The organism is Psychrobacillus sp. FSL K6-1464 (assembly GCF_038003145.1).
In the GTDB taxonomy this organism is placed as follows: Bacteria; Bacillota; Bacilli; order Bacillales_A; family Planococcaceae; genus Psychrobacillus; species Psychrobacillus psychrotolerans.
On the sequence record NZ_JBBOOP010000002.1, the window covers coordinates 22,336 to 41,891 of the forward strand.

The window sequence follows — 19,556 nt, forward strand, 5'->3', positions numbered from 1 at the left end:
AGCAGTAAGCTGCATAAGATCTGGAGAAGAAGTAGAAAGGAGAATGGGCAATGCATATGAAGTATTTTCAAGCAATCGCCGACATTGAAAATCATTACAAGGAGATATTGCGAGCGATGCAAGATGAAAGGTATGGCCACGGTTTATTGGAGACCTGGGGAATAAAACCCGAGGAAGAAGAACTCATATTAGAAGAGTTGGAAGTACTTCGCTATTTAATAGCTTGCCAGTTAGGGATTTCTTCCAAGAAAACCACCGTGAAGCCAAGCTTGGAAGTGGTCAATCGATTATTTAATAGACATTTAACTTTTTTGGAGGATGTGCACAATTGTCATGCGTATAATGTGAGTAAATATCCTTCTTCGTTGGTTAGAAAAGAATATAAAGCATGTCGGCACTACTTGTTCAAGTTTTCGCTTCCAGCTTGGTATCGAGTTCTACCAGAGAGTATTCCAAATTATGAAGAGAAGTATGGTAGGTCATTAAGTATAAAAGAGGATATTCCTATCCCCTTTACGAAAAATCAAAAGACAGTTAAATAGAAAGGAAGAAAGATATGAAATCATTCAGAACTAGAAAATGGTTAAGAATTCACAAAGAACGACGAATTATCTTAACGCATGAAGATGCGATGAGAATTACTGCAAAATCTATGAAGAAGATAATCTTGCTATCTACTAAATCTAGCAAGTGTATCACAGTTATCAACCAAGACATCCATTTATTATCAGGTGCAGGAAAGCCAGGACAGGTTTGGAAAAATATTTGGAAAGACCTAGATACAAAGGACGAGAACAAAACTGAAGGAATTGCAGATGCTGAATAGTAATTTAGTGTACCTCTATTTGTTGATAGCTTTCGTATTGTCGAACGTTCCTTTGGTTAATTCATTTATAAAAGGAAATGCTAGGCTATCGAAAGTGATTCACGCCATCGGAATGAGCGTAGCAATTGCAAACACGATGATTCACGAAACCTGTCATGCATGTATGGCGATAGTCACCGGAGGTCGTATTAGAGGTGTTTCTATATCTGCAGATTCGTCTGGACTTGCAGAGACGACATCTAGCTCGAGGATTGCTAGGATACTAGTTTCTTATGCAGGCTATACAGGTTCCTCCTTGGTTGCTGTAGGATTGTTCTATCTGCTCCATCTCGGAAAATACGAATGGATCATCTACTTTTTTGTTTTGTTATCAACTATTAATTGGTTGTTCTGGGTTAGAAATCTCTTTGGATTTATTTGGTTGACGGCTTTTATCGGTATGATGATTTTCTTCTTGTACAAACACTTTGAAGTATTATTGTTGCATATCAGTATTCTTTTAACTTGTATGGTGCTCGTGCAATCAATTGTCAGTGCATTAGTCATTTTAAAATATAGTGTAACGGATAGGAGAAATGCTGGAGATGCGACGAACCTAGCGAAGTCAACATTTGTTCCGGCTATATTCTGGGGGGCCTTGTTTTTTGTACAATCGATCCTAGCTACTATTTATATTGCGGTCGAATATTTATTGTAGATGTTGAAAAACACTCACGAACCAACAGGCGTCCAAAGGGCGTCTGTTTTGATGTTTGGAAGCGAACTAGATTGTTTGCTTCTTTGACGGCTCTGTTCTTATGAATTAATCTCCTGCTGCATAGAATGATATGCACTTACAAAAAGGAGCAGCTAGCCTGCTAATAAAAAGGGAGATGGAGTATATGGGCAAGAATGGATACGGAGGAACTGAGGTATATGTGACAAAACTAGATGATGGGACAACATTTGAGGTTGTTAATGGGTTTTGGAAAGCGACGTTATGTAAGAAAAATGGTTTTCCTAGGTTGATAATGGAAGGCGGAACTATTCAGACTGTAGAAGAGGACTATATAGCAAATATTGTTTCCGAATGTCCGATTCCAATTGAGGCAATCGTTTATCCTTCGGTTGCAGCAGTGCTTCAATTTTCTTATTCGCAAAAGCCATTAGAAAAGGTATTGCACATGTTGAGTCATGAACTAATTGATGAAAATAAAAGGAGAAAGGTGTTAGAAATACTAGGACAAGGCAAGAAAGACATGGAGCGATTGATAGAGATAATCTCCGGACTTCCAGATGAAGAAGGACGTTAATAATATGCAAAATAAGAAGTAAGTTGACGCCCTTGAGGTGTCTTTTTTTATGAGTTCTATTATACCTGCATACAATATACGGAACACATTAAAAAGGAGCAGCTCGTCTGCATAATAAGGAGGAATTGTGAATGAAAGAGATCACATTAGCGTTGACTGAAAGACAGGAAAATTTTTTGAAGGAGTTTGCGAAAAAGCAGTATGACGGAGCAAAGGATAATGTATTTACGGAAACGCCAATTCATACGGTACAGTCGAAGGTAGAACGGTACATCCCCTATCACGAGGATTTAATGGACTATTTCGGGGGAGAAAAGATTAAGTACTCTGCTTGTGATTCGTATGAGATCTGGTTTGAGAGCTTAGAAGATCTAATAATGGACTTCTTTGAAGATGAACCGCCTATTCCATATGTTTCATATGAGGCTGTAGAGCATGGGACCATGATTGATGTGATGGGCCAGGAACAGGAGATATGTTCAGAGAAAGACTATCTGGCTGCTTATGGAATTACCATGACTGGCAAGACGTGGATTATCGATGAGTGGAAAGATGTTGCCTGGTTCTTCATTAGAGATGAGGCTAAACGTTATATAGAGTACCAACGACACAACTTGCATGCTCCTCGAGTATATACGCATAGCTTAGGCTACAGTAACAGAGGAGATCTGCCAGAGTTTCGCGAGATGCTCCTAACAATTGGACAGAGTCTGAATAAGGAAGAACAAGCAACTGCTTAACCTTGAAATGTATAGGCGTCTTAAGGACGTCTATCTTTCTTAATAAGAATAAGGTTGTATTTATAAAAGTTGTTTACATTAGGAAACTAATTGAATCGGAGGAATGGGAAAGTGGAAAAATATCAATTGATAAAAAGGATAAGAGAATTAACACAATCAAATCACATGTTTGATGACGTAAATGCAATAAATCGAGCGGAATACACTATCCTCATGCAGACCTTCGGAATCTCGTGGACCGAGCTTAAGAAACCATCGAATACTTTATATTATGAGATGGTGCTAACGGAAAACGATTTGAGAAAACAGCTTGAAGGCATGTTAAAAATGAGTAGACGTGCAAAAGAAAAAGGTTTACGCTCACACGAACGTGACATTGAATTTATGGTGAAAGGGTTCCTAAAGGGAGTAAGATTTTTCAACCTAGCGTTAAGTAATGAATTTTCGCTCATTGCTAATAAAAGCTATAAGTGAATATGAATGGAACGAAAAGATATGAATTGAGAATATTAAAAAGGGGATGAACGAATGTTTCATTGGATTGATCTTAATATAGTATTGATAGTAATGGGATTGTTATTAGGTTTGGGCTCTTACTATGCAGTTAGTAAAGATATTATTAGTTCGAAAAGATATTATACCTATATGGCTATAGAGCTCTTAGTAATCGTAACTTGTATAAAACCAATTGTTTAAAAGAAAAAACTAAACTGGAGGAATGTTTTATGTATTCCATTTTCAAATTAGAAGTATTGGAAAATTTTTGTATGACTCGTAAGACAAGATTAGGAACTTTCTTAATGGATTATGCAAAAGGAGATACCATTACAACCACTCTTTCAATAAGAAAGTATGACGATCTTATTGAAGAAGGGAAAGTGAAGGCAATATGAAGTATATGGGAAGTCATATAAATAAACAGAAAAAAAAGGAGCAAAAGAAAATGGAGAAACCACTTGTATTAAAACATAAGGAATTAGGGAGCTTAAAACAGATATCTGACTCTCTCTGGAGAGAAATGAATAAGGAAATAAAGCGAAACGGACATAGTGAATTAACGCTAAATATGGAAGGTGCTGTACATGGCATCTCAGAAATCATGAAGTTAAACAATATCAGTGAGTAAGGATATGGACGTTGGAACAAGTGACTCAATAGAATCAAAACAATAAGGAGGAGAATAGGTTTGAATCAATTAATTGAGTGTCCCGATTGTAAGGGAAATGGTGGAGATTTAAAGGAGTGCTTTTCATGAAGCGACTACAAGGAGCAGAATATCATGCGAAAAAAGATGAACTGATCCCGATTGCTTATAGCAAAACGAAAGCAGGTAATATTTGTCTCTATTATAAGGGAGGATTCACGCATTATCTTAACGATCATGAAAAATCGACCTTTCAACCCAATGGTCTAAAGGAACGATAGGAAATTGACTGTTAAAGATGATGATTCACCTTATGGGGTTATGGGTGCTGTTAGTCGTAATGAAGGTATTAAGAAAGGGAAAGACTTCTTAAAAATAATGAAAGAGCGTGAGTAAGATTAGGTTTACAGAAATGAAAGTTTAAAAAATAGAAACGATTAGACGTCCTTCGAGGCGTCTTTTCTTATGGTTCCAAAGGTACTTGCATAGAATAGCGTGTATTAAATAAACAGGAGCAGTTCACCTGCGGATAAGGAGAGGAAAAGATGAAGAAATATAAAGTAATCGCATTAGAAAATCTAGAAGCCGAAAATAACTCTTGGACGAAAGGTTTGGACTACGAGGTAACGGAAACTGCAACGAAGTTTCAAATAACTTCAAACGAAGCTCAAGTTGCTTATGTAATCATGTTAAAGGAAGCTATTTTAATAAATTTCAAAGAGGCATAATCCTCTTCGGAATCTGGGCTTATAATTGGCCATTATTTTTATGTTTGGTACTTACTGATAAATTAAAGGAGTCGTGCAGATGAACTTAAGGCAAAAAGTGAAACTAGCAAAATGCCAACTGGTTGAATTAAATAGGACAAGGGGCGGAAGTTCCACCTGGGACATTATTCAAAGGTATGAGAAAAAGTTCAAGTTAGAAAAGATAATCGATTATAAAAGAAAACCAAGTCGAATTTATCATTGGAATGAAAAGTATACGATCGATTTATCGAACCTAACCTACATCAGTATCCATGTAGACTTTTTGAAAATCGCTACCTTGAAAAGTCATAATGGGAAACCGTTAAAACTAAGTGAAATTAACAACTTCTTGAATAAGACATTCAAAACAGCGGTGTACGAATATGCAACGGGTGTATCTAAAATAAAATATGACGACACCAAAAAAAGGAAACACATTGATTATTGCCTGTTCATATCGAACTGCAGAACCAAGTCCAAAAAGAAACATATTGAAAAAGTCTATTACCAATTTGAAGGCGATGACGTGCTATATGCTTACGAAACTGATAAGGCCAAGTTCAAAGAGTAAATTACAAGACGTCCTTCGAGGCGTCTTTTATTATGGTTAGGAAGTGAACTGCATAGAATAGGACGAGATAGATAAATAGGAGCAGTTCTGCTGCAAATTGAAAGGAGAGGTTGCAAATGGGCCAGCATGTATCAGTAGTGTATTACCAGAAAAACGAGAAGAATCCAGATGTGTTTTATGTCTTGGATGTTACCAAAGAGAAATTACAAAAAGCATTTGCGGAGCATGATGTGCATGAAATTAAGTGCATCACCGTCGAGTTGGAACATCTAACTATAAAAGATGCTAAAACGTTATTTCTAGACGCTGACATCAAGCATTATTTGTATTCATGGGGAATCGATTTCACAGCTTCTTAAAACGAAGTAAGCTGGCATACCCGTTTATTATTGGTATTAAGTTAAATGAAAAGGAGAAAACATATGCCAAATAGAGGTTTTTACAAAAAATTAGCAAAAGCAAAAAGAATGCCTAAAACGATATTTGTATCTTTCTATTTCTCCAAAGGGGAAGGAAAGCCTTGGTCATTCGGAAACAATACAAGTTTCACTACAACAAATGATGGTATTTCTAATGAAGAATTGAGGAAGATAGAAAAACAGATAAAAGAGGAACTTGGTGCAAATTGTGTCATTGTCTTAAACTATCAAATTATGTAGCTGTTGCTATAAAGAAAGGAATGGCTTAATGAATAGACCATTACCGAGAAGGTTGATTCTATCACTTGGAGAAATAAAGAAAATAGGGATATTCGAGGACTTCTGCAGTTCTGAACAATTCGAAGTGGACGGTATAATATCAAGGGTTTCAGAGGAAGCGATATTTGCATTTGATTCTAATTTGTTACCTATTGATTATGTATATGAAGTGCCAAAAGGATATATTATCCAGAGGGATACTGTTTAATTAAATGAAATTAATATTCTGGAAGAACAGAACCTGTATTTCTAGGATATTTCCTTTCTTATAGTTGGAAAGCTAACTGCATATAATAGAGCGTAGTAATTAAACTGGTGCAGTATGACTGCATATAAGGAGGATACTCGGTACAAATTGTAGTTATGAGGGATAGATGTTATTAATCTAGGAACGAAAAACTAAAAAGGAATGGAGATTGATTTAAATGAGACCAATGCCGAGCATGGAAAAATTAACTCAATTAAGCAAATTAAATAGCGGAGACAAAGTGAAACTGCATGACGGTAGTATTGCTGAATTTGTAAGACTCAAACAAAAGAATTTTATTGGTTTAATTGAAGGTACTTCTTATAACATATCTGTAGAATCGTTTGTTGAAGTATTAGAGAAAATAGATATTGAGGCAAAAAATAGAGAACTCCAAGAAGAATTTATGAAACTCGTTAAAGACGATTATTTTTATATAAGTCTTAAAGGAGAGGCTATATTATATCAATTTGACACGATTAAAAATGGAAAAATAATTGGAATAAACCCAGTAACTAAGAGTTTAACAAGAATAGCACCCTCTCTTTTCGGAGGTAAAATTTCTATTTAGCATAATTTAGACGTCCTCGGGGCGTCTATTCTTATGATTTGAAAGCAAATTAGAGAGTGGAAAGCCTAATAGATAGGAGTGGGAATAAAATGAATGGCAAACTAATACATATTCTACAAGCAGATATTATCTTTAAAGCTTTACACTATGTAGCTAAAAAGGAAAATATAGAGATACCTGAAGAACTAGAAAGAACGTTCGAAGTGCTAGCAGAGCAGAATCCAAATGAAACATATGCAGAACATACATTAGAAGTTATGGAGTATCTAAACGATTTTATCATAAGTAATGAACAGTACAGTGAATACTTTAAGGTTGAGGAAGAAGAGCAGTAAATGAAATAGGACCAATTGTTTTAATTTATAGGTCGAACTTTAGACGTCTTTCGAGGCGTCTTTCTTATATATTGGAAGAAACTGCATAGAATAGGGTGTGTTAATTAAAAAGGTGCTGGAACGCTGCAAATAATGAAGGAGGGAAGCGAATGATACAGGCAACAATCACCAGTAATAAAACTGGAAGAGTAATAATGAAATCCTATTCAGCTAAACAATTACTAGATGACTATTGTGGTGAAAGTGATTTAATGGTCGCTATGACAGAATGTGATTGTGAGCCTACAGGAATGCTAAGTTTTGTGGAATGCAACTGTTATGAGGAATGGGAAGAATGGACATTAGTGTTAAAAGAACAGTCAGAAAACGTTCAAATAGACTGAAAAGGAAGGACTGATAGTTTTGGAAAGAAGAAAATACTATGTAGTCGAATTAGAGTTTTTCAAAGGTAATTTTAGACATAAAGCAATTTTTCATTCTGAGGGCACACGCTATGGGAAAGAGTATGGAAAGTTATTCTCCAGTGGGTATGAAAGCCCGAGGACAGTGGATATAGAAGAACTCCATTATTTCCAGGTCATTAGTGAAATCCATGATATGAACATCTAACCCAAACCAATGAGAATTGTGAAACGGTGAGAAAAAATAGAATTGGAAAAGGAGTGCGATATATGGGGTATTTAGTATGTCAAAAGAGTAAATGTCAACAGACTTATCCAATAAAAGATTTTAGTAAGGATTCAAAAGATGTGGCTTGTGAAAAATGTGGTGGGGTTCTTATCGATAAAGATGGGCGTGCTAACATGTCGCAAAATGCCACTGTCATACCAGTGATTACTGCAGAAGAGTTAGAGGTTCAAAGGTTGGAAAAAATAAAGAGAAAACACAAAGAATTAGCAGCTTTGGAAAGAGAGATTCAGGTATTAGAAGATGATGAAGAAAATTGAAAGGCGTCCTTTTGGACGTCTTTTCTTATGATTAATTGTTCTCTGCATAGAATAGTATGTACTCATAAACAGGAGCAGTCTTGCTGCATTTAAGGAGAATCGGAGGAAAGTACATGAAATTACAAATAAAAGTCGATGAAAACTGGATTAATTTTGAAAGTGTACATATAAAAAAATTCAACAATCTGGAAACTAATTTTATATTCTTAGTAGACCACAAGATAAGAGCCACAGGTCAATTGAGATTTGATTATTCTGATATATACATGGATAACGTAGAAGCAATAGAAAAAGGTAAAGGATATGGAGAAATGCTTGTTAAATACTTAAAGCATCAAAAGCAAGTAGAACGTATAACTGGACAAAGTACCGCGGAAGCTTATGGTTTTTGGGAAAAGATGAAGGCTGTTTTCAATCACCGCACGTTCAAAGATGAAGGGGTTTATAGTTTCCATATACCATGTAACTAAAAGCTATCATTACAGTGTACATTAAAAGATTGGATTTAAAATGTAAAATACGGAAGGGGTAAGTTACGAATGAATCTATATTGTGAAAAAGACAGAGAAACCGGAGAATACCAGCATTTCTATTCAAATAAGATTGCTGTTTCTATGTGTGGGGCAAAGAAAAGTGACATTGTAGAGGTTTTAGTTATTGAATCTACGGAAGAGGATTGTACTCATTGGGCATATAAGGATTTGTCAATTGAAGAAGATGAAGAAGAGGAAAAATATCAGTTCCTTTACCAAATGAAGAAAATCGTCGAGATGTGTTCACCTGATGGATTTAAATCAAACATCCAAGCAGGTGAAGGAGCAATTGTGCCAGTTGTTATTAAAGAGGTATCATCCTAACAAACTATTTAACAGAAGCACATCCATAGTCAAAGGGTGTGTTTTTTTTGCAGAATTATTTGGTATGAACTTAACAAAAAAGTGTTTGTTCAGCGTTCTTCTGGGCTTGTCTTCTTATGGATTAGACCGAGGACGCATAGTATAGAATGTACAAAATAAAAAGGAGCAGTTCACCTGCAGAATGAGAGAGGTATACAAATGAATCCAGAGATCGGTCGTAATAGGGACTATTACTTTGAGAAGCAAGTCTTGGAATTAACTTCAGAAGGATATAGCACGAGGGAAGCTAAGCGAAAAGCCAAGCGTGACAACCAAAAGAAGTTGAAAAAGATGGAGCAAAGATTGAAGTCATAATGTATTTTTAAATATTGGTAACAGACCTAAGTACGTAGATATAGCGACGTACTAGACACAAAAAGCGTAATAAGAAAGGGAGAAAACTAATGTCAAAAAAGAATGAGATATTATCAAGTTGCTGTGCTTTTGGGAGCGATGGAACTGAGGATGTAATGGTTGAACAACATCAATGTCCTATCAAAAGTACGAATGGCTATAGAGAGCGAACAAAATATCTTTCCGTTCCAGAAGGTACTGAAAATCCTATTCTAAAAGAATGTTCATGTATTCGCTTTAGCGGTTCTTTTGGTGGTTTACAGTTACCAACTTGTCCTCATTATCAAGGGATCAAAAAAGTAAAACGAGATAATAGAACAAAGTATAAGGTGCTTTGTGGTGCTTTAGAATAGTACGCAGTTCGAAATATATTGCGACGTACTAGACTCATGTGCAGCAAAGGAGACGCGAAAATGGACTATACGGATAAAGAAGTGACACTTGTTTTACGTGGGGATGAAGTGGATCAGCTAGAGAAACTAATAGAAGAAACGGGATTTGATAATGAATCTCGACTATCGCTTTTATGCTATTTAAGAAATCAAATTGTTGAGACATTATAAAACACTGGTAGATATTGCACGTAGTTAGTAGATAATGCGTCCCAATTGAATTATTCGTGTTAAGAAAGGGTGACAAACATTGAAGTTGTATAGTTGGATAGCAATTATAGGCTTTGTAATAGTTTTAATTGGTTGCCTTATAAATGTGAAGAGTTTAAGTCTAATCGGTTTAGTAACAGTAATGTTCTGTGTTCCTTTTAATATTAACGATAATTTAAAAAGATAATGAAAGTTAGTTTCAAAATATCTCTATTATCTATACGAAGTAGAAGACAAAAAAGTCAGGTAAAGGAGTAGTTAAAATGGAGAAAACTATTAGAGTGAAATTTAGAACAAAAGAAGGTTATCAAGAAGGAAATGTTGTCTTTGAAGATGGGGACCTAATCCATGTGGAAGGGGACGACGGAATTAGATGGAAAGCAGACTGGAATTCTGTCAAAATCCTTGATGGAAAAGTGAGATGCCAATACGATAAACCGTGGCAAGGACCTTGCATGGGTAAATTGGTGGAAGGAACTAATTTTTGTAAGGAGCATACTATTAAATGCTATCAGTGTAAGGAAAAACAGGCAACACATGGTTGCTCAGTTGCAGGTACGTTTACTTGTTCAATACCTTTATGTGGATCTGAAGAGTGTATAGGCACTCATTCGAAGCAACATTATTCCTAAACAGTTCGGCCTTATGTACTCGCTTTAGAATGGAGGGTGTGAAGCTAAAATGAATAGTCCAAATGAGATAGTTACTTTGTTTCACTGCACAACATCTAAGTGGTTAGTTAGCATATTAGCAAAAGGACTTTTGCTTTCTAATGCACGTTCTGAAATATATGGAGATAAGCCTATATTTTTATCTCTAACACCTCAACATTGTTTTGGAAATACATGTTTTAAGGTCTGTGTTCCAAAAGATTGGGTGAAACAGACCGAGAATCACTGGGAGTTTATTTGCAATAGAGACATTCCTCCAGAAAAAATCTCTTACTTTTCATATGAGGAAGATGAGTGAGAGAAAAAGGTCACAGTATGTACAAAGTGAGGTAGTTATATCAAAGACATGTCTTTCGTAGAATGTATTGAGTGTGGTTCTCAGATAAACACAACATCAAACCATTCTTCAGGAAAAGGAGATTTTATATATGAAATTTGAAAAACATCTAACGAGTTGTATTTACAAACTAAGCGGATTTCATCATTCATTCGTGGAGATAGATATTTCTAAAGGATTAATTTACCTGGATGAAGGAGGACCTAATCCAATACCAGTTCGACTAAGTGATGTGAGTAAAGTACAAGTGACTGGATTAGGCGAATTAAAGATCACCCAAGTAGGTTATGAATGGGTGAAATGGTAGAGTCCTTATGTTAGGCGTCCTTCCGGGCGTCTTTTATTATTGTTCGGAAGGTAACGACACAAACCGGAAAAAGTTGAGCGAAAGATAGAAAAATAAGCAAATAGGACAAATTGATGAAAGGGTAGGGAAAATGAAAAAAATTATATTGCGAGGTAGAGAGAAAAAAGCTATTGCAAATAGTATGCCAAAATCTTTGGAGTATAACGTGTGGTACAACTTAGTAACCCCTTTTGATTGGCAATATTTTAAGTTCAAGAAGGGCTCTCGTTATGTTAGTGTGTATGATTTTATAAACGACAAGAATCCTCAATTTACTGTTACCAAGAAAAGGTTTTTAAATGAAATACTTCTATGGGCCAAGTCTCCACCAAAACCAATAGAGTATGATGAATAATACATTAGACGTCCTTCGGGGACGTCTTTTCTTATTGTTCCGAAAGCAACTGCATAGAATAGAAAGTACTAAGTAAAAAGGGGCAGATTAACTGCTGAATGATAAAGGAGAATGAAAATGGAACTAAAAGAAGCAAAAGAGATCCTTCGAGCTGGATTTGCATGGGCTAATTGGACAAAAGAGCAGAAAGAAGCAATAGAACTAGCCTATGAAGCAATGGAAAAAGTAGAAATGTTAACTGAAGCAAAAGGAAAACTAGAAAAATTGGAGCAATTGCCGTATGTTCGCATTGTCATTTTCTTAGAACAACGAGGGTACAACTACACAGTGGCAGAAGTTTTAACTGGTTATCAGCATTCTAAAAGTGGTATTTATGTCAGTCATACGATGAAAGACTGCCTGAAGAATTTAGAGCCGGAAATAAAAAAACTACTTTCAGCCTAAGCTGAACTCACTGTAATGCAATAGAGAAGTAGAAAAGGAGAATGAATATGCCGAAAGTTAGAACTCGAGCACTAAGAAGTTTAGCTAGTAAATTTCAGTCATCTATTATAACAGCTGCTTTAACAGAAAGTGCTGATTACATCGACGAATTGGAATTAGAGATCAAACAATTAAAAATGGATCAGTATAAATATCAGTGTTCTGGTTGTGGTGAGTTTGAAAAAACACTAAGTAGAACATGCCCTAATTGTGGGAGGCAAAACTATTTAACTGGCTCGTTCCTAAAAGAAGATTTAGAAACGTGGATGGAAAAAAAATGCAATAAACAACACGCCCTAGAATCAAATGGAGAACTAAATATAAGGAGGAATTTCAGTGGGAGTTACAATAAAATCAAAAAGTTTTAGTGCGGATATGGGTTATGGAGGTTTTAATCTCTATCGAAAAAAAATTGCAACTCTATCTAGTTTAGAATTTGGAAATCACTTCTCCAAGCTAGATAAAGCAATGAGCTTACCAGATATGGATAGAGAGGCTTTTTATAAGAAATATAATAAACAAACGGATGAACTGATTAAAAGAAATGTAATAACATCCGAAATTGCGAACTTTTGTTATCAATCAGATTGTGAAGGTTCCATTGACCAAAGACAAGCAAAGCTGATTTACGAAAAGATTAAGGATGAAGACGATAATATTTGCTATGGATATGCAGGAAGATCAGATTGTGCAATGTTCTCTGACTTGAAACACATTTTTAAAGATTGTGCAGAAAATGGAGGGAAAGTTAAGTGGCATTAAATTAAAGTTCACTATTCATGAGGAATCGGATGCTCTTCGGAGCATCTTTTTTTGAATCAGATGTTATCCATATTAGAAAGGTGATGGGATTATATGTCTAAAATAAAGGGTTATATTAATAATTGGTTAGAAAAATGGAACGAACCTACAATTATTGTGAAGTCGGAAAATGCTTATTCTCTTGTTGCTAAATGGGAATTGGAAAAAGATAGTAGCCCGTTCCGAAGATTTCAGAAGTATCAAAATGAAGATGGAATGTTTATCATGCTCCGTAAAGACAAACCTGTTTACGAAAAGAACTGGAATCGAATTAACATAAAAAGTACATGAGATTAGATTTTATGAGAAAAGTAGATACATTTCATACCAGTTAGAGAAAAATCATCTAATACAAGAAGTTAGAGGGTGTAATAATAAGGCATTTGATTTCTTATGGTTTAGAAGATATCTGCATATCATGAGGAGAATATGAAAAAAAGGAGCGTCTTTTCTCGCAGATAATAATAACTTATCATGTTAACGGAGGATAGGTAGAGGAAGCATTAAAAGAGGCTTTGAACAACTAACAGCAATGAAGTAAAACAAATTAAATATTTCAGATTGAAGGAGGATGAATAGTTTGAGTGAAACAGTTCATTACAAAGGCGTCTTAAGTAGAGTCGAAAGATTTGAGAAGGAAAATTTGGAAGAACAATGCAAAAGACTTTTAGGAAATAAAGAGCTTCCGTCTTACTTTGATAGCTACGAAGAATATCTATTAGATAAGCATTATCGTACGATGACGATTCAGAACGGGGATGTTTATCAAGTTGAAAAAGAAGAAGTTGACCCAGATAGTGGTATTTTCAATGCAAGTATTAGTGAAAACGGGGAAATTACATTTGAAGTCCGATATTATAACGGGGGATGCGGTTTTGATGAAGCAATTGAAAACGCCTTGAAAAATATTGGTCAGTAGTTGCCATTCTAGCTCTAATTAGCATATGAAGTAAAGGGGTTGGCATGTGAATGGGTAACGAATTAAGGGGCGATTTATATGAAGTTTGAAAAGGGTCAATTAGTTTATAACGGTCATACTGGAGATATCGAGTATGTAGTTATTGGATACAACGCAGGAAACGGAATTATTTTACTTCCATGTGGGCTAGAAGATAAGAGTGGAAATCGCATAGTCGTTCATTCTGACTGTTGGATATATGGGAAATGAACTGTTAGACCAAATGTTGCAAAAGAATCATCAAGCGTAGCAGAAAGGGTGAGTCAATGATTATCCACTTCGTCAAGACTGATATTGAAAAGATTATTGAGGGTGAAAATATTGCTTACGCTCAAATTCCATTCATATATGGAAACTATTTTGATTTTGAGAGTGATACAGAGCATTTATTAACAATAGAAGTAGCGAATGAAATGGTTATAAATAGTGATGCGTATTACGAAGGATATTATCGTTTTTATCGTCATAGGGACTTAGAAAAATTCAAAAACTTGCTGTATATGAGAAATGTTTAATGGACAAGCACACAATAGGAGGAACATTATGAAATCTAAAAGAGTTGAAAGGTTAGATGCAATTAATCTTTTAATAAGATTCATTGTTGAAACAGACAAAGAACGCCATAACCCAACTTTAGGAACAAAAAAAGATGAACAACTCATACCAAGTAAATTTATCTTTGCTGAAAATGGTCTTCTTTATTTCATCGACAGTTACACTCAAGAACGAATCCGTCCAATTAATCATTATCGTTGGGATGGTTTTAGTGAAGGTGGAACAATGAGACATTTAGTTCAGCAATTCGCAGGATTTATTATGAAGGGTGAACAAGGTTTCCTAAATGATTATAAAGAAATTTGGGGTTGGACTTACGAAAACACAATGAAAGTACGTTACAAGGCAAAAGAAATCGGCTTTATTGATAGAGTGGATTATCCATATGAACGGTGGGCTAACTAATAGAACTAATATAAGGCTTAGATATCTAAAGGAGTGAAGAAAATGAGTAAATTATTAGAAGAATTAAAAGCATATAAAGAAAGTTGTCGTTATGGTGATGATGATTACGAAATTGAAAATCAAGCAGAAGTTTTGGTATTTGAATCAGTAAAATTAATAGAGCGGTATGAGCAAGCTTTAAAAGAGATTGATAACATTCATACGACTACTTTGTATGTAGCACAGAAAATTGCACAAGAAGCATTAAAAGAATCATAAGACGTCCTGATGGACGTCTTTTCTTATGTTCTGATGGCTATTCGCATATATATAGATAACTATATCCATTAATAAGGAGCAGTGAAGCTGCAGTTAGGGAGGGTGTTTTAGTGTCGAAACAGAAAAGCATCAGACAAAGTAAAGTAAATCGTGTACTTATGAAAAAAGCAAATGAATTTTTTAAGACCGCTCTGCATATATTTGCTGTCATTGGTTTGATAGGTGCTAACGGCATAGCTATAGCAATGATCTTTATACCCGACTCACCGATAGGCAATTGGGCATTCATTACCGTTTTCCCATTTTTAACTGGAGTCTTAGGGTTTGTTGTATCCACGATTTTGTTTAATTGGACGAAGGCAAAGAAAGGAGAGGAACCGAAATGAACAAAAAAGAAAGTAGTGTAAGAGCTAAAAAAATAAAATTCTTTGGTTATAGAAGATTGTTCGGGTTTTATTTATCGCATGCTGAGACTACTGGGAAGGAGCAACTTTATGCATTTTCTTTAGTTCTTATGAATAAACCGATAGCGAATTTAATATGGACAGATAGTGTATGGCAAGATATAGAAACAGGAAAGAATTATGTGTTTTCTATGAATAATGGGGTTTTGTTTACAAAGAAGTTGGCTATTCGTTTCAATGGTCTCGATAAAAAGATTGAAAAAGAGTGAGAGTGGCTAAAAAACTATGGCAAATAGAAGAAAACCAAGAAAAAAATAATCTTGGTTTTTTTTACTTTATTCGCCCAAAAGACCAAGATTATCCTCAATGACGGTCATGCTCAATGCTGCCTGCATCATGTCAATATCGGAAGAGTTTACAATTCTTTTTACATCCTCGAATTCAGAAGGTCGGAATGTGCCAGCGTCAAACATATCTGCTGCTTCATCAGATGCCATCCTTCGATACATAACTGCAGAATTTAACTTGGATTTGAACGTCTTTAGTTCCTTTTGATTCTTTTTGGATAAGGAACCTTTTTCAATATTATCTATTTTGGTAGACAGAGCTCTATATTGAGTATCTATTGCTTTCATATTCGAGTATGCATTATAAACATCTACTGAGCCATTTGATACTCCATTGAATGTAGCTACCCAAAGTTGTTCCCAAATCGCGTCGTATTCTTTTAATGTTGTTTGCATTTGAGGGGATAATTCTTCTTTATAAAATTTAACTTCTGCTACCCGTTTTTCTTCTGCAATTTTCACTTTTTCTGCTTCTGCTTTAAGTTTTGCATCCGCATCAGCTTTTGCTTGTTCTTCTTTTGCTTTTGCATTTTCGGCCTCTTCTTTCGCTTTTGTTTCAGCCTCTTTTGCTACTCTTATACTTTTTTCTTCTTCTGTTTCTTTTGCAACTACAGGTGCAGAAGTTTCTGTTTTTTTCTTACTGACCGGAGTGTCTTCTTCAAATAATTCCGAGACAAATCCAAAAAAGAATATTGCTGCTAATGAAAAACCAGCAAACTTAATCATATTCTTGCTTTTACTACTCTTTTTATTAATCCAAGAAATGATAGCTAAGAATATAAATAGGCACATTGCCAAAAAACTTGCTCCGATGAGCACCATTAATAAATCATACATACTTCTCGACCCCCATTAACTTAATATACCTAATAATACGACATTTTTTAGTAAATATGTGGTTTATTTATCGCTTTATTTTTAAACTTCCTTCTCCCCTTAATTAAAACCGATTTTTTCAAAGTTGAACGTGTCCATCTAATTGCGTTTTCTTATAGTTATGAAAAGAACTGCATATGATAGAAGGTATTAACTAAAAAGGAGCAGCTTGACTGCATTGAGGAGGAGAATGGATGGCATATACCGATGAAGGTATGACAAAAATAAGTTCCCAAAAAGCTAAAAAATTGTTTAATGATGGGCAGGAGGTATATCTGCTGTATCCAGATAATACGGAAGCAGTAATGGAAAGTGTAGATCAAATTGAGGAGCATGAATATCGTGATGGGCAGTTCGGAGTAGAATAAGCACGAATTTACCCAAGACGAATGGAACATAAAAAAGAGAGGATGTTGAAAATGGCTAAAGTAAAAGAACAGTACAATATTATTGTAAAAAATGAGGATGTCATTAAAATACTATTTTATTGCGATGACGAAGAAGGCTACGGAGTAGATATTATAGGTTCGGAGTGTGGGATTGGAGACTTTTCATTTGGAGATGACATGGAATTTGCTTATCGATTCTATCAAGCGATCATTAGTTTATTTGAAAAAGATGATGTATTAGCTGTTGAACGTTTGGGTACATTTTCTTGTACGTATCCATCTGATCTTTCTGGAATGGATGAAGCAAAACGTCTTGTCGAAGAATGGATATCAAAAGAAGAACTCTCTCATAAAGCGATATAACAAGGAGACAGCTTCGGCTGTCTCTTTTGTTCTTCCTTCTGTTTGTTGTGGAACCAAGATTCCTTGCATATCATGCAGCAGACAGAAAAAGAAGGTCTGGCACTGCCAGAAAATACGGGAGGGTAAATTCATGAGTGTATATAAACAGTTTCCAAATGCAGAAGTAATCCGAGAATGGGATAAGTTATTAGCATTGACTGAAAAAGAGGTAATAGACCTGTATAAGAGTTGGCATGAAATACAAAAGGAGAACCAGGAAACATATAAGCGGCTTGTAACAGAAAAGAATACCAAAATAGATGAAGTGGTCACTTTTCTGAAAACACAGGGTATTGACGTTATTAAGTATAAGAAATCAGGATTCTTTCCGAAACCCAGTGGGTATCAAGCATGGTTCAAAAATAACGTTGTTGACAAAATATCGGAGAAATATCCAAGCTACCAAAGACATATTCCGACGGCACATATGACTTCATGTGTTGTCCAAGGGATTGAGCTCAGTAATAATCAATCGCCTACCAATGTGGTCGAATTGCACAGGAAGATAACAAATCAATTTAATAGCAAGATCAATCAAGTCAAAAAGACCGATAAGTTATTGATTAAGTCCATTGCCTATGCAACAGAGCATCAAATAGACATCGAGGATTTGACGCCAACGGAGGTTATTGCCACAGTCGCAGAGTCAGCAAAAGAAAAGTATCTAGAGGAACAAGTGCCATTCGGAACAGAAGTATACCTGAAACATGAATGTTACGAGTGTTCTACCTATATTATGGGAGAACACCGATGTTCTTGCGGAAATCGAAGAATATCGATCGTGGTAGAAGGAGATCTAATACAGGGGTTTGAGTATTACCCAGAGGCCAACTAAAAAAGAATAGACAGATGAGACTCTTGGTTTGCACCAAGGGTCTTTTTCTTTTCTTCCGAACGATTACCTTTCGCATTTCGTTGTTAGGCCATCCTTACGTGCATATCATAAACAGAACAAACAATTTAGGACAGTTTTTGGCTGATGATAAAAAGGAGGAATTGGAAGATGAAGGTAGGAGATAAAATAGAGTTGCTCGTCAACTCCAGGTACTGCAAAAAAGGGGATGTTGGTTTGGTCGACAAGGTGTTAGACGATGGTGCTGGCCAAATAGATATGAACTGGGAAAATTCAACTGGTATCACTCATCATATATTCATGCGAAAGGAAACCGAAGGCGAATTTTGGAGGTTTTCTGAATGACCAATGGTGTAGAAGAAAATGGGAAGGCTACAGCTTGTCGATTTGCTGTTACAAAAGATCTTTTCTTTGAAATTGCTTGCCGTATTGTCGAACACCATTACGAACACAAAAAGAACTTTCTCGAATACCAGATTCAAGGAAAAGGGATACCACTCGAAATGGTGATAGAGGTCGTCCAAGAACTCAAAAAACGAAATTTTGATGTATATCATACGACTAATTCCAAGTATTCACCTACTGACACCTATAGCTTGATTATCAGGTGGAGTAATGAGGGAAATGAAACTAGAGGAGAGAATAAAAAATGAAAACGATACAGGGAAATATTTTATTGTCGGATAAGGATATTTTGGTACAACAAGTTAATTGTAAAGGATTTATGGGTAAGGGCCTTGCACAATCTATTATGATGCGTTATCCGAATGTGAAAAAGGAATATCAAAAGTTTCGACTAAGGGAACTACAAAAGGGCCTAAAAGATGAAGACTTGCTGGGACTTGTTAATTTTGTAGATGTTTATGATGGGAATATCATCGCTAATGTATTTGGCCAAGTGAATATCCGAAAAGGTACTTATGACAAAACGGTCTACACCAAAAAAGAAGCTCTGTTAAAAGGAATTCAACAAGTAGAGGAAAAAGCGAGAGAACTTAATCTATCTGTCGCGATTCCAACCTATATTGGATGCGGTTTAGCTGGGGGAGATTGGACGGAGATCAAACAAGGAATAGAGGAAATTTTTAAAAATAGTCCAGTGGAAATAGACTTATATGAGTTTCGCTGAGGTCTAGTATGAATA

The 19,556-nt window shown here is 35.5% G+C and carries 46 protein-coding genes; 45 read left to right on the plus strand and 1 reads right to left on the minus strand.

The genetic code is table 11. The features are described from left to right. The first annotated feature begins 50 nt into the window (after positions 1 to 50). The 39 genes from MKX39_RS19670 to MKX39_RS19860 all read left to right on the plus strand — a co-directional run bounded on the left by MKX39_RS19670 (position 51) and on the right by MKX39_RS19860 (position 15,814). A complete protein-coding gene (locus MKX39_RS19670) occupies positions 51 to 542 on the plus strand; it encodes a hypothetical protein (RefSeq protein WP_340764715.1) in 492 nt (163 codons plus the stop codon). A 14-nt stretch (positions 543 to 556) separates the two neighbouring features. Beyond that, the gene (locus MKX39_RS19675; RefSeq protein WP_340764716.1) at positions 557 to 826 is read left to right on the plus strand and encodes a hypothetical protein; all 270 of its coding nucleotides are present in this window, start codon (positions 557 to 559) and stop codon (positions 824 to 826) included. Continuing rightward, a complete protein-coding gene (locus tag MKX39_RS19680; RefSeq protein ID WP_340771608.1) occupies positions 816 to 1,523 on the plus strand; it encodes a M50 family metallopeptidase in 708 nt (235 codons plus the stop codon). The genes MKX39_RS19675 and MKX39_RS19680 overlap by 11 nt, the downstream gene beginning before the upstream one ends. A gap of 184 nt (positions 1,524 to 1,707) precedes the next feature. After that, positions 1,708 to 2,118 (plus strand): hypothetical protein, encoded by a 411-nt coding sequence (locus MKX39_RS19685; protein WP_340764720.1) that lies wholly within the window; start codon positions 1,708 to 1,710, stop codon positions 2,116 to 2,118. Between the two features lie 131 nt (positions 2,119 to 2,249). After that, the gene (locus MKX39_RS19690) at positions 2,250 to 2,858 is read left to right on the plus strand and encodes a hypothetical protein (RefSeq protein WP_340764722.1); all 609 of its coding nucleotides are present in this window, start codon (positions 2,250 to 2,252) and stop codon (positions 2,856 to 2,858) included. 111 nt (positions 2,859 to 2,969) lie between these two features. Beyond that, positions 2,970 to 3,332 (plus strand): hypothetical protein, encoded by a 363-nt coding sequence (locus MKX39_RS19695; RefSeq protein ID WP_340764724.1) that lies wholly within the window; start codon positions 2,970 to 2,972, stop codon positions 3,330 to 3,332. Between the two features lie 54 nt (positions 3,333 to 3,386). Further along, a complete protein-coding gene (locus tag MKX39_RS19700; protein ID WP_340764726.1) occupies positions 3,387 to 3,554 on the plus strand; it encodes a hypothetical protein in 168 nt (55 codons plus the stop codon). Positions 3,555 to 3,583: 29 nt separating this feature from the next. Further along, positions 3,584 to 3,751 carry a hypothetical protein gene (locus MKX39_RS19705; RefSeq protein ID WP_340764727.1) on the plus strand — a complete coding sequence of 56 codons (168 nt, stop codon included), beginning with the start codon at positions 3,584 to 3,586 and terminating at the stop codon, positions 3,749 to 3,751. A gap of 50 nt (positions 3,752 to 3,801) precedes the next feature. Then, the gene (locus MKX39_RS19710) at positions 3,802 to 3,984 is read left to right on the plus strand and encodes a hypothetical protein (protein ID WP_340764730.1); all 183 of its coding nucleotides are present in this window, start codon (positions 3,802 to 3,804) and stop codon (positions 3,982 to 3,984) included. 125 nt (positions 3,985 to 4,109) lie between these two features. Continuing rightward, positions 4,110 to 4,283, plus strand: coding sequence for a hypothetical protein (locus tag MKX39_RS19715; protein WP_340764732.1), 174 nt, complete (start codon positions 4,110 to 4,112; stop codon positions 4,281 to 4,283). Between the two features lie 264 nt (positions 4,284 to 4,547). Then, positions 4,548 to 4,730 carry a hypothetical protein gene (locus MKX39_RS19720; RefSeq protein ID WP_340764735.1) on the plus strand — a complete coding sequence of 61 codons (183 nt, stop codon included), beginning with the start codon at positions 4,548 to 4,550 and terminating at the stop codon, positions 4,728 to 4,730. Positions 4,731 to 4,809: 79 nt separating this feature from the next. Further along, the gene (locus MKX39_RS19725) at positions 4,810 to 5,322 is read left to right on the plus strand and encodes a hypothetical protein (RefSeq protein WP_340764737.1); all 513 of its coding nucleotides are present in this window, start codon (positions 4,810 to 4,812) and stop codon (positions 5,320 to 5,322) included. A gap of 116 nt (positions 5,323 to 5,438) precedes the next feature. Then, positions 5,439 to 5,681, plus strand: a complete 243-nt coding sequence (locus MKX39_RS19730) for a hypothetical protein (protein ID WP_340764739.1) — start codon at positions 5,439 to 5,441, stop codon at positions 5,679 to 5,681. A gap of 63 nt (positions 5,682 to 5,744) precedes the next feature. Beyond that, positions 5,745 to 5,981: a hypothetical protein gene (locus tag MKX39_RS19735; RefSeq protein WP_340764740.1), complete on the plus strand. Its 237-nt coding sequence runs from the start codon at positions 5,745 to 5,747 to the stop codon at positions 5,979 to 5,981. A gap of 28 nt (positions 5,982 to 6,009) precedes the next feature. Beyond that, positions 6,010 to 6,228, plus strand: coding sequence for a hypothetical protein (locus tag MKX39_RS19740; protein ID WP_340764742.1), 219 nt, complete (start codon positions 6,010 to 6,012; stop codon positions 6,226 to 6,228). Positions 6,229 to 6,445: 217 nt separating this feature from the next. Next, entirely contained in the window at positions 6,446 to 6,838 is a 393-nt protein-coding gene (locus tag MKX39_RS19745) for a hypothetical protein (RefSeq protein ID WP_340771611.1), read from the plus strand. An 89-nt stretch (positions 6,839 to 6,927) separates the two neighbouring features. Continuing rightward, entirely contained in the window at positions 6,928 to 7,173 is a 246-nt protein-coding gene (locus tag MKX39_RS19750; RefSeq protein ID WP_340764746.1) for a hypothetical protein, read from the plus strand. Between the two features lie 149 nt (positions 7,174 to 7,322). Beyond that, the gene (locus tag MKX39_RS19755; protein WP_340764748.1) at positions 7,323 to 7,556 is read left to right on the plus strand and encodes an acetyltransferase; all 234 of its coding nucleotides are present in this window, start codon (positions 7,323 to 7,325) and stop codon (positions 7,554 to 7,556) included. 19 nt (positions 7,557 to 7,575) lie between these two features. Beyond that, the gene (locus MKX39_RS19760) at positions 7,576 to 7,782 is read left to right on the plus strand and encodes a hypothetical protein (protein WP_340764750.1); all 207 of its coding nucleotides are present in this window, start codon (positions 7,576 to 7,578) and stop codon (positions 7,780 to 7,782) included. A 62-nt stretch (positions 7,783 to 7,844) separates the two neighbouring features. Beyond that, a complete protein-coding gene (locus MKX39_RS19765) occupies positions 7,845 to 8,120 on the plus strand; it encodes a hypothetical protein (protein WP_340771613.1) in 276 nt (91 codons plus the stop codon). A gap of 113 nt (positions 8,121 to 8,233) precedes the next feature. Next, the gene (locus tag MKX39_RS19770) at positions 8,234 to 8,590 is read left to right on the plus strand and encodes a hypothetical protein (protein WP_340771615.1); all 357 of its coding nucleotides are present in this window, start codon (positions 8,234 to 8,236) and stop codon (positions 8,588 to 8,590) included. 69 nt (positions 8,591 to 8,659) lie between these two features. Further along, positions 8,660 to 8,977: a hypothetical protein gene (locus MKX39_RS19775; protein ID WP_340771616.1), complete on the plus strand. Its 318-nt coding sequence runs from the start codon at positions 8,660 to 8,662 to the stop codon at positions 8,975 to 8,977. A 198-nt stretch (positions 8,978 to 9,175) separates the two neighbouring features. Then, a complete protein-coding gene (locus tag MKX39_RS19780) occupies positions 9,176 to 9,331 on the plus strand; it encodes a hypothetical protein (RefSeq protein ID WP_340764757.1) in 156 nt (51 codons plus the stop codon). A gap of 89 nt (positions 9,332 to 9,420) precedes the next feature. Continuing rightward, positions 9,421 to 9,723 (plus strand): hypothetical protein, encoded by a 303-nt coding sequence (locus MKX39_RS19785; protein ID WP_340764759.1) that lies wholly within the window; start codon positions 9,421 to 9,423, stop codon positions 9,721 to 9,723. Between the two features lie 60 nt (positions 9,724 to 9,783). Then, positions 9,784 to 9,933 (plus strand): hypothetical protein, encoded by a 150-nt coding sequence (locus MKX39_RS19790; protein ID WP_340771618.1) that lies wholly within the window; start codon positions 9,784 to 9,786, stop codon positions 9,931 to 9,933. 302 nt (positions 9,934 to 10,235) lie between these two features. Then, complete coding sequence (locus MKX39_RS19795; protein ID WP_340764764.1) at positions 10,236 to 10,604, plus strand: hypothetical protein; 369 nt, start codon at positions 10,236 to 10,238, stop codon at positions 10,602 to 10,604. A gap of 467 nt (positions 10,605 to 11,071) precedes the next feature. Further along, the gene (locus tag MKX39_RS19800; RefSeq protein WP_340764767.1) at positions 11,072 to 11,287 is read left to right on the plus strand and encodes a hypothetical protein; all 216 of its coding nucleotides are present in this window, start codon (positions 11,072 to 11,074) and stop codon (positions 11,285 to 11,287) included. 130 nt (positions 11,288 to 11,417) lie between these two features. Continuing rightward, on the plus strand, positions 11,418 to 11,681 hold the full coding sequence (locus MKX39_RS19805; protein ID WP_340764769.1) for a hypothetical protein: 264 nt from the start codon (positions 11,418 to 11,420) through the stop codon (positions 11,679 to 11,681). Positions 11,682 to 11,798: 117 nt separating this feature from the next. Next, a complete protein-coding gene (locus MKX39_RS19810) occupies positions 11,799 to 12,125 on the plus strand; it encodes a hypothetical protein (protein ID WP_340771621.1) in 327 nt (108 codons plus the stop codon). A gap of 47 nt (positions 12,126 to 12,172) precedes the next feature. Further along, positions 12,173 to 12,532, plus strand: coding sequence for a hypothetical protein (locus MKX39_RS19815; RefSeq protein ID WP_340771622.1), 360 nt, complete (start codon positions 12,173 to 12,175; stop codon positions 12,530 to 12,532). Continuing rightward, positions 12,501 to 12,926, plus strand: coding sequence for a hypothetical protein (locus tag MKX39_RS19820; protein WP_340764776.1), 426 nt, complete (start codon positions 12,501 to 12,503; stop codon positions 12,924 to 12,926). Before MKX39_RS19815 ends, MKX39_RS19820 begins: the two co-directional genes overlap by 32 nt. A 93-nt stretch (positions 12,927 to 13,019) precedes the next feature. Then, the gene (locus MKX39_RS19825; protein WP_340764778.1) at positions 13,020 to 13,256 is read left to right on the plus strand and encodes a hypothetical protein; all 237 of its coding nucleotides are present in this window, start codon (positions 13,020 to 13,022) and stop codon (positions 13,254 to 13,256) included. Positions 13,257 to 13,545: 289 nt separating this feature from the next. Further along, on the plus strand, positions 13,546 to 13,884 hold the full coding sequence (locus MKX39_RS19830) for a hypothetical protein (protein ID WP_340764780.1): 339 nt from the start codon (positions 13,546 to 13,548) through the stop codon (positions 13,882 to 13,884). 78 nt (positions 13,885 to 13,962) lie between these two features. Further along, the gene (locus MKX39_RS19835) at positions 13,963 to 14,133 is read left to right on the plus strand and encodes a hypothetical protein (RefSeq protein WP_340764782.1); all 171 of its coding nucleotides are present in this window, start codon (positions 13,963 to 13,965) and stop codon (positions 14,131 to 14,133) included. 56 nt (positions 14,134 to 14,189) lie between these two features. Then, positions 14,190 to 14,438: a hypothetical protein gene (locus MKX39_RS19840; protein WP_340771623.1), complete on the plus strand. Its 249-nt coding sequence runs from the start codon at positions 14,190 to 14,192 to the stop codon at positions 14,436 to 14,438. Between the two features lie 28 nt (positions 14,439 to 14,466). Then, a complete protein-coding gene (locus MKX39_RS19845; RefSeq protein ID WP_340764785.1) occupies positions 14,467 to 14,883 on the plus strand; it encodes a hypothetical protein in 417 nt (138 codons plus the stop codon). A 42-nt stretch (positions 14,884 to 14,925) separates the two neighbouring features. Beyond that, entirely contained in the window at positions 14,926 to 15,141 is a 216-nt protein-coding gene (locus MKX39_RS19850; protein WP_340771624.1) for a hypothetical protein, read from the plus strand. Positions 15,142 to 15,251: 110 nt separating this feature from the next. Further along, entirely contained in the window at positions 15,252 to 15,527 is a 276-nt protein-coding gene (locus MKX39_RS19855) for a hypothetical protein (RefSeq protein ID WP_340771626.1), read from the plus strand. Continuing rightward, positions 15,524 to 15,814, plus strand: coding sequence for a hypothetical protein (locus MKX39_RS19860; RefSeq protein WP_340764789.1), 291 nt, complete (start codon positions 15,524 to 15,526; stop codon positions 15,812 to 15,814). Before MKX39_RS19855 ends, MKX39_RS19860 begins: the two co-directional genes overlap by 4 nt. A 66-nt stretch (positions 15,815 to 15,880) precedes the next feature. Here the strand turns inward: MKX39_RS19860 and MKX39_RS19865 are convergent, their stop codons facing one another. Next, positions 15,881 to 16,729, minus strand: a complete 849-nt coding sequence (locus MKX39_RS19865; RefSeq protein WP_340771628.1) for a hypothetical protein — start codon at positions 16,727 to 16,729, stop codon at positions 15,881 to 15,883. 233 nt (positions 16,730 to 16,962) lie between these two features. Between MKX39_RS19865 and MKX39_RS19870 the strand changes: the two genes are divergently transcribed. From MKX39_RS19870 to MKX39_RS19895, 6 genes are all read left to right on the plus strand, one after another. Beyond that, positions 16,963 to 17,136 carry a hypothetical protein gene (locus MKX39_RS19870; protein ID WP_340771630.1) on the plus strand — a complete coding sequence of 58 codons (174 nt, stop codon included), beginning with the start codon at positions 16,963 to 16,965 and terminating at the stop codon, positions 17,134 to 17,136. A gap of 51 nt (positions 17,137 to 17,187) precedes the next feature. Further along, entirely contained in the window at positions 17,188 to 17,520 is a 333-nt protein-coding gene (locus MKX39_RS19875) for a hypothetical protein (RefSeq protein WP_340764794.1), read from the plus strand. Between the two features lie 130 nt (positions 17,521 to 17,650). Further along, the gene (locus MKX39_RS19880; RefSeq protein ID WP_340771632.1) at positions 17,651 to 18,394 is read left to right on the plus strand and encodes a hypothetical protein; all 744 of its coding nucleotides are present in this window, start codon (positions 17,651 to 17,653) and stop codon (positions 18,392 to 18,394) included. Positions 18,395 to 18,562: 168 nt separating this feature from the next. Beyond that, positions 18,563 to 18,757, plus strand: a complete 195-nt coding sequence (locus MKX39_RS19885) for a hypothetical protein (RefSeq protein ID WP_340764798.1) — start codon at positions 18,563 to 18,565, stop codon at positions 18,755 to 18,757. Next, the gene (locus tag MKX39_RS19890) at positions 18,754 to 19,065 is read left to right on the plus strand and encodes a hypothetical protein (RefSeq protein ID WP_340764800.1); all 312 of its coding nucleotides are present in this window, start codon (positions 18,754 to 18,756) and stop codon (positions 19,063 to 19,065) included. Before MKX39_RS19885 ends, MKX39_RS19890 begins: the two co-directional genes overlap by 4 nt. Further along, a complete protein-coding gene (locus MKX39_RS19895) occupies positions 19,062 to 19,541 on the plus strand; it encodes a macro domain-containing protein (protein ID WP_340771635.1) in 480 nt (159 codons plus the stop codon). The genes MKX39_RS19890 and MKX39_RS19895 overlap by 4 nt, the downstream gene beginning before the upstream one ends. Positions 19,542 to 19,556: the final 15 nt, after the last annotated feature.

Excerpts from the sequence above, each read along its gene's own strand:
- MKX39_RS19710 (WP_340764730.1), top strand. The coding sequence starts at position 3,802 with ATGGAGAAACCACTTGTATTAAAACATAAGGAATTAGGGAGCTTAAAA.
- MKX39_RS19740 (WP_340764742.1), top strand. The coding sequence starts at position 6,010 with ATGAATAGACCATTACCGAGAAGGTTGATTCTATCACTTGGAGAAATA.
- MKX39_RS19675 (WP_340764716.1), top strand. The coding sequence starts at position 557 with ATGAAATCATTCAGAACTAGAAAATGGTTAAGAATTCACAAAGAACGA.
- MKX39_RS19800 (WP_340764767.1), top strand. The coding sequence starts at position 11,072 with ATGAAATTTGAAAAACATCTAACGAGTTGTATTTACAAACTAAGCGGA.
- MKX39_RS19885 (WP_340764798.1), top strand. The coding sequence starts at position 18,563 with ATGAAGGTAGGAGATAAAATAGAGTTGCTCGTCAACTCCAGGTACTGC.
- MKX39_RS19810 (WP_340771621.1), top strand. The coding sequence starts at position 11,799 with ATGGAACTAAAAGAAGCAAAAGAGATCCTTCGAGCTGGATTTGCATGG.
- MKX39_RS19890 (WP_340764800.1), top strand. The coding sequence starts at position 18,754 with ATGACCAATGGTGTAGAAGAAAATGGGAAGGCTACAGCTTGTCGATTT.
- MKX39_RS19730 (WP_340764739.1), top strand. The coding sequence starts at position 5,439 with ATGGGCCAGCATGTATCAGTAGTGTATTACCAGAAAAACGAGAAGAAT.
- MKX39_RS19880 (WP_340771632.1), top strand. The coding sequence starts at position 17,651 with ATGAGTGTATATAAACAGTTTCCAAATGCAGAAGTAATCCGAGAATGG.
- MKX39_RS19780 (WP_340764757.1), top strand. The coding sequence starts at position 9,176 with ATGAATCCAGAGATCGGTCGTAATAGGGACTATTACTTTGAGAAGCAA.
- MKX39_RS19725 (WP_340764737.1), top strand. The coding sequence starts at position 4,810 with ATGAACTTAAGGCAAAAAGTGAAACTAGCAAAATGCCAACTGGTTGAA.
- MKX39_RS19835 (WP_340764782.1), top strand. The coding sequence starts at position 13,963 with ATGAAGTTTGAAAAGGGTCAATTAGTTTATAACGGTCATACTGGAGAT.
- MKX39_RS19715 (WP_340764732.1), top strand. The coding sequence starts at position 4,110 with ATGAAGCGACTACAAGGAGCAGAATATCATGCGAAAAAAGATGAACTG.
- MKX39_RS19870 (WP_340771630.1), top strand. The coding sequence starts at position 16,963 with ATGGCATATACCGATGAAGGTATGACAAAAATAAGTTCCCAAAAAGCT.
- MKX39_RS19775 (WP_340771616.1), top strand. The coding sequence starts at position 8,660 with ATGAATCTATATTGTGAAAAAGACAGAGAAACCGGAGAATACCAGCAT.
- MKX39_RS19705 (WP_340764727.1), top strand. The coding sequence starts at position 3,584 with ATGTATTCCATTTTCAAATTAGAAGTATTGGAAAATTTTTGTATGACT.
- MKX39_RS19840 (WP_340771623.1), top strand. The coding sequence starts at position 14,190 with ATGATTATCCACTTCGTCAAGACTGATATTGAAAAGATTATTGAGGGT.
- MKX39_RS19770 (WP_340771615.1), top strand. The coding sequence starts at position 8,234 with ATGAAATTACAAATAAAAGTCGATGAAAACTGGATTAATTTTGAAAGT.
- MKX39_RS19875 (WP_340764794.1), top strand. The coding sequence starts at position 17,188 with ATGGCTAAAGTAAAAGAACAGTACAATATTATTGTAAAAAATGAGGAT.
- MKX39_RS19865 (WP_340771628.1), bottom strand. The coding sequence starts at position 16,729 with ATGTATGATTTATTAATGGTGCTCATCGGAGCAAGTTTTTTGGCAATG.
- MKX39_RS19860 (WP_340764789.1), top strand. The coding sequence starts at position 15,524 with ATGAACAAAAAAGAAAGTAGTGTAAGAGCTAAAAAAATAAAATTCTTT.
- MKX39_RS19685 (WP_340764720.1), top strand. The coding sequence starts at position 1,708 with ATGGGCAAGAATGGATACGGAGGAACTGAGGTATATGTGACAAAACTA.
- MKX39_RS19765 (WP_340771613.1), top strand. The coding sequence starts at position 7,845 with ATGGGGTATTTAGTATGTCAAAAGAGTAAATGTCAACAGACTTATCCA.
- MKX39_RS19700 (WP_340764726.1), top strand. The coding sequence starts at position 3,387 with ATGTTTCATTGGATTGATCTTAATATAGTATTGATAGTAATGGGATTG.
- MKX39_RS19690 (WP_340764722.1), top strand. The coding sequence starts at position 2,250 with ATGAAAGAGATCACATTAGCGTTGACTGAAAGACAGGAAAATTTTTTG.
- MKX39_RS19680 (WP_340771608.1), top strand. The coding sequence starts at position 816 with ATGCTGAATAGTAATTTAGTGTACCTCTATTTGTTGATAGCTTTCGTA.
- MKX39_RS19720 (WP_340764735.1), top strand. The coding sequence starts at position 4,548 with ATGAAGAAATATAAAGTAATCGCATTAGAAAATCTAGAAGCCGAAAAT.
- MKX39_RS19795 (WP_340764764.1), top strand. The coding sequence starts at position 10,236 with ATGGAGAAAACTATTAGAGTGAAATTTAGAACAAAAGAAGGTTATCAA.
- MKX39_RS19845 (WP_340764785.1), top strand. The coding sequence starts at position 14,467 with ATGAAATCTAAAAGAGTTGAAAGGTTAGATGCAATTAATCTTTTAATA.
- MKX39_RS19785 (WP_340764759.1), top strand. The coding sequence starts at position 9,421 with ATGTCAAAAAAGAATGAGATATTATCAAGTTGCTGTGCTTTTGGGAGC.
- MKX39_RS19745 (WP_340771611.1), top strand. The coding sequence starts at position 6,446 with ATGAGACCAATGCCGAGCATGGAAAAATTAACTCAATTAAGCAAATTA.
- MKX39_RS19815 (WP_340771622.1), top strand. The coding sequence starts at position 12,173 with ATGCCGAAAGTTAGAACTCGAGCACTAAGAAGTTTAGCTAGTAAATTT.
- MKX39_RS19750 (WP_340764746.1), top strand. The coding sequence starts at position 6,928 with ATGAATGGCAAACTAATACATATTCTACAAGCAGATATTATCTTTAAA.
- MKX39_RS19735 (WP_340764740.1), top strand. The coding sequence starts at position 5,745 with ATGCCAAATAGAGGTTTTTACAAAAAATTAGCAAAAGCAAAAAGAATG.
- MKX39_RS19790 (WP_340771618.1), top strand. The coding sequence starts at position 9,784 with ATGGACTATACGGATAAAGAAGTGACACTTGTTTTACGTGGGGATGAA.
- MKX39_RS19825 (WP_340764778.1), top strand. The coding sequence starts at position 13,020 with ATGTCTAAAATAAAGGGTTATATTAATAATTGGTTAGAAAAATGGAAC.
- MKX39_RS19850 (WP_340771624.1), top strand. The coding sequence starts at position 14,926 with ATGAGTAAATTATTAGAAGAATTAAAAGCATATAAAGAAAGTTGTCGT.
- MKX39_RS19755 (WP_340764748.1), top strand. The coding sequence starts at position 7,323 with ATGATACAGGCAACAATCACCAGTAATAAAACTGGAAGAGTAATAATG.
- MKX39_RS19895 (WP_340771635.1), top strand. The coding sequence starts at position 19,062 with ATGAAAACGATACAGGGAAATATTTTATTGTCGGATAAGGATATTTTG.
- MKX39_RS19670 (WP_340764715.1), top strand. The coding sequence starts at position 51 with ATGCATATGAAGTATTTTCAAGCAATCGCCGACATTGAAAATCATTAC.
- MKX39_RS19805 (WP_340764769.1), top strand. The coding sequence starts at position 11,418 with ATGAAAAAAATTATATTGCGAGGTAGAGAGAAAAAAGCTATTGCAAAT.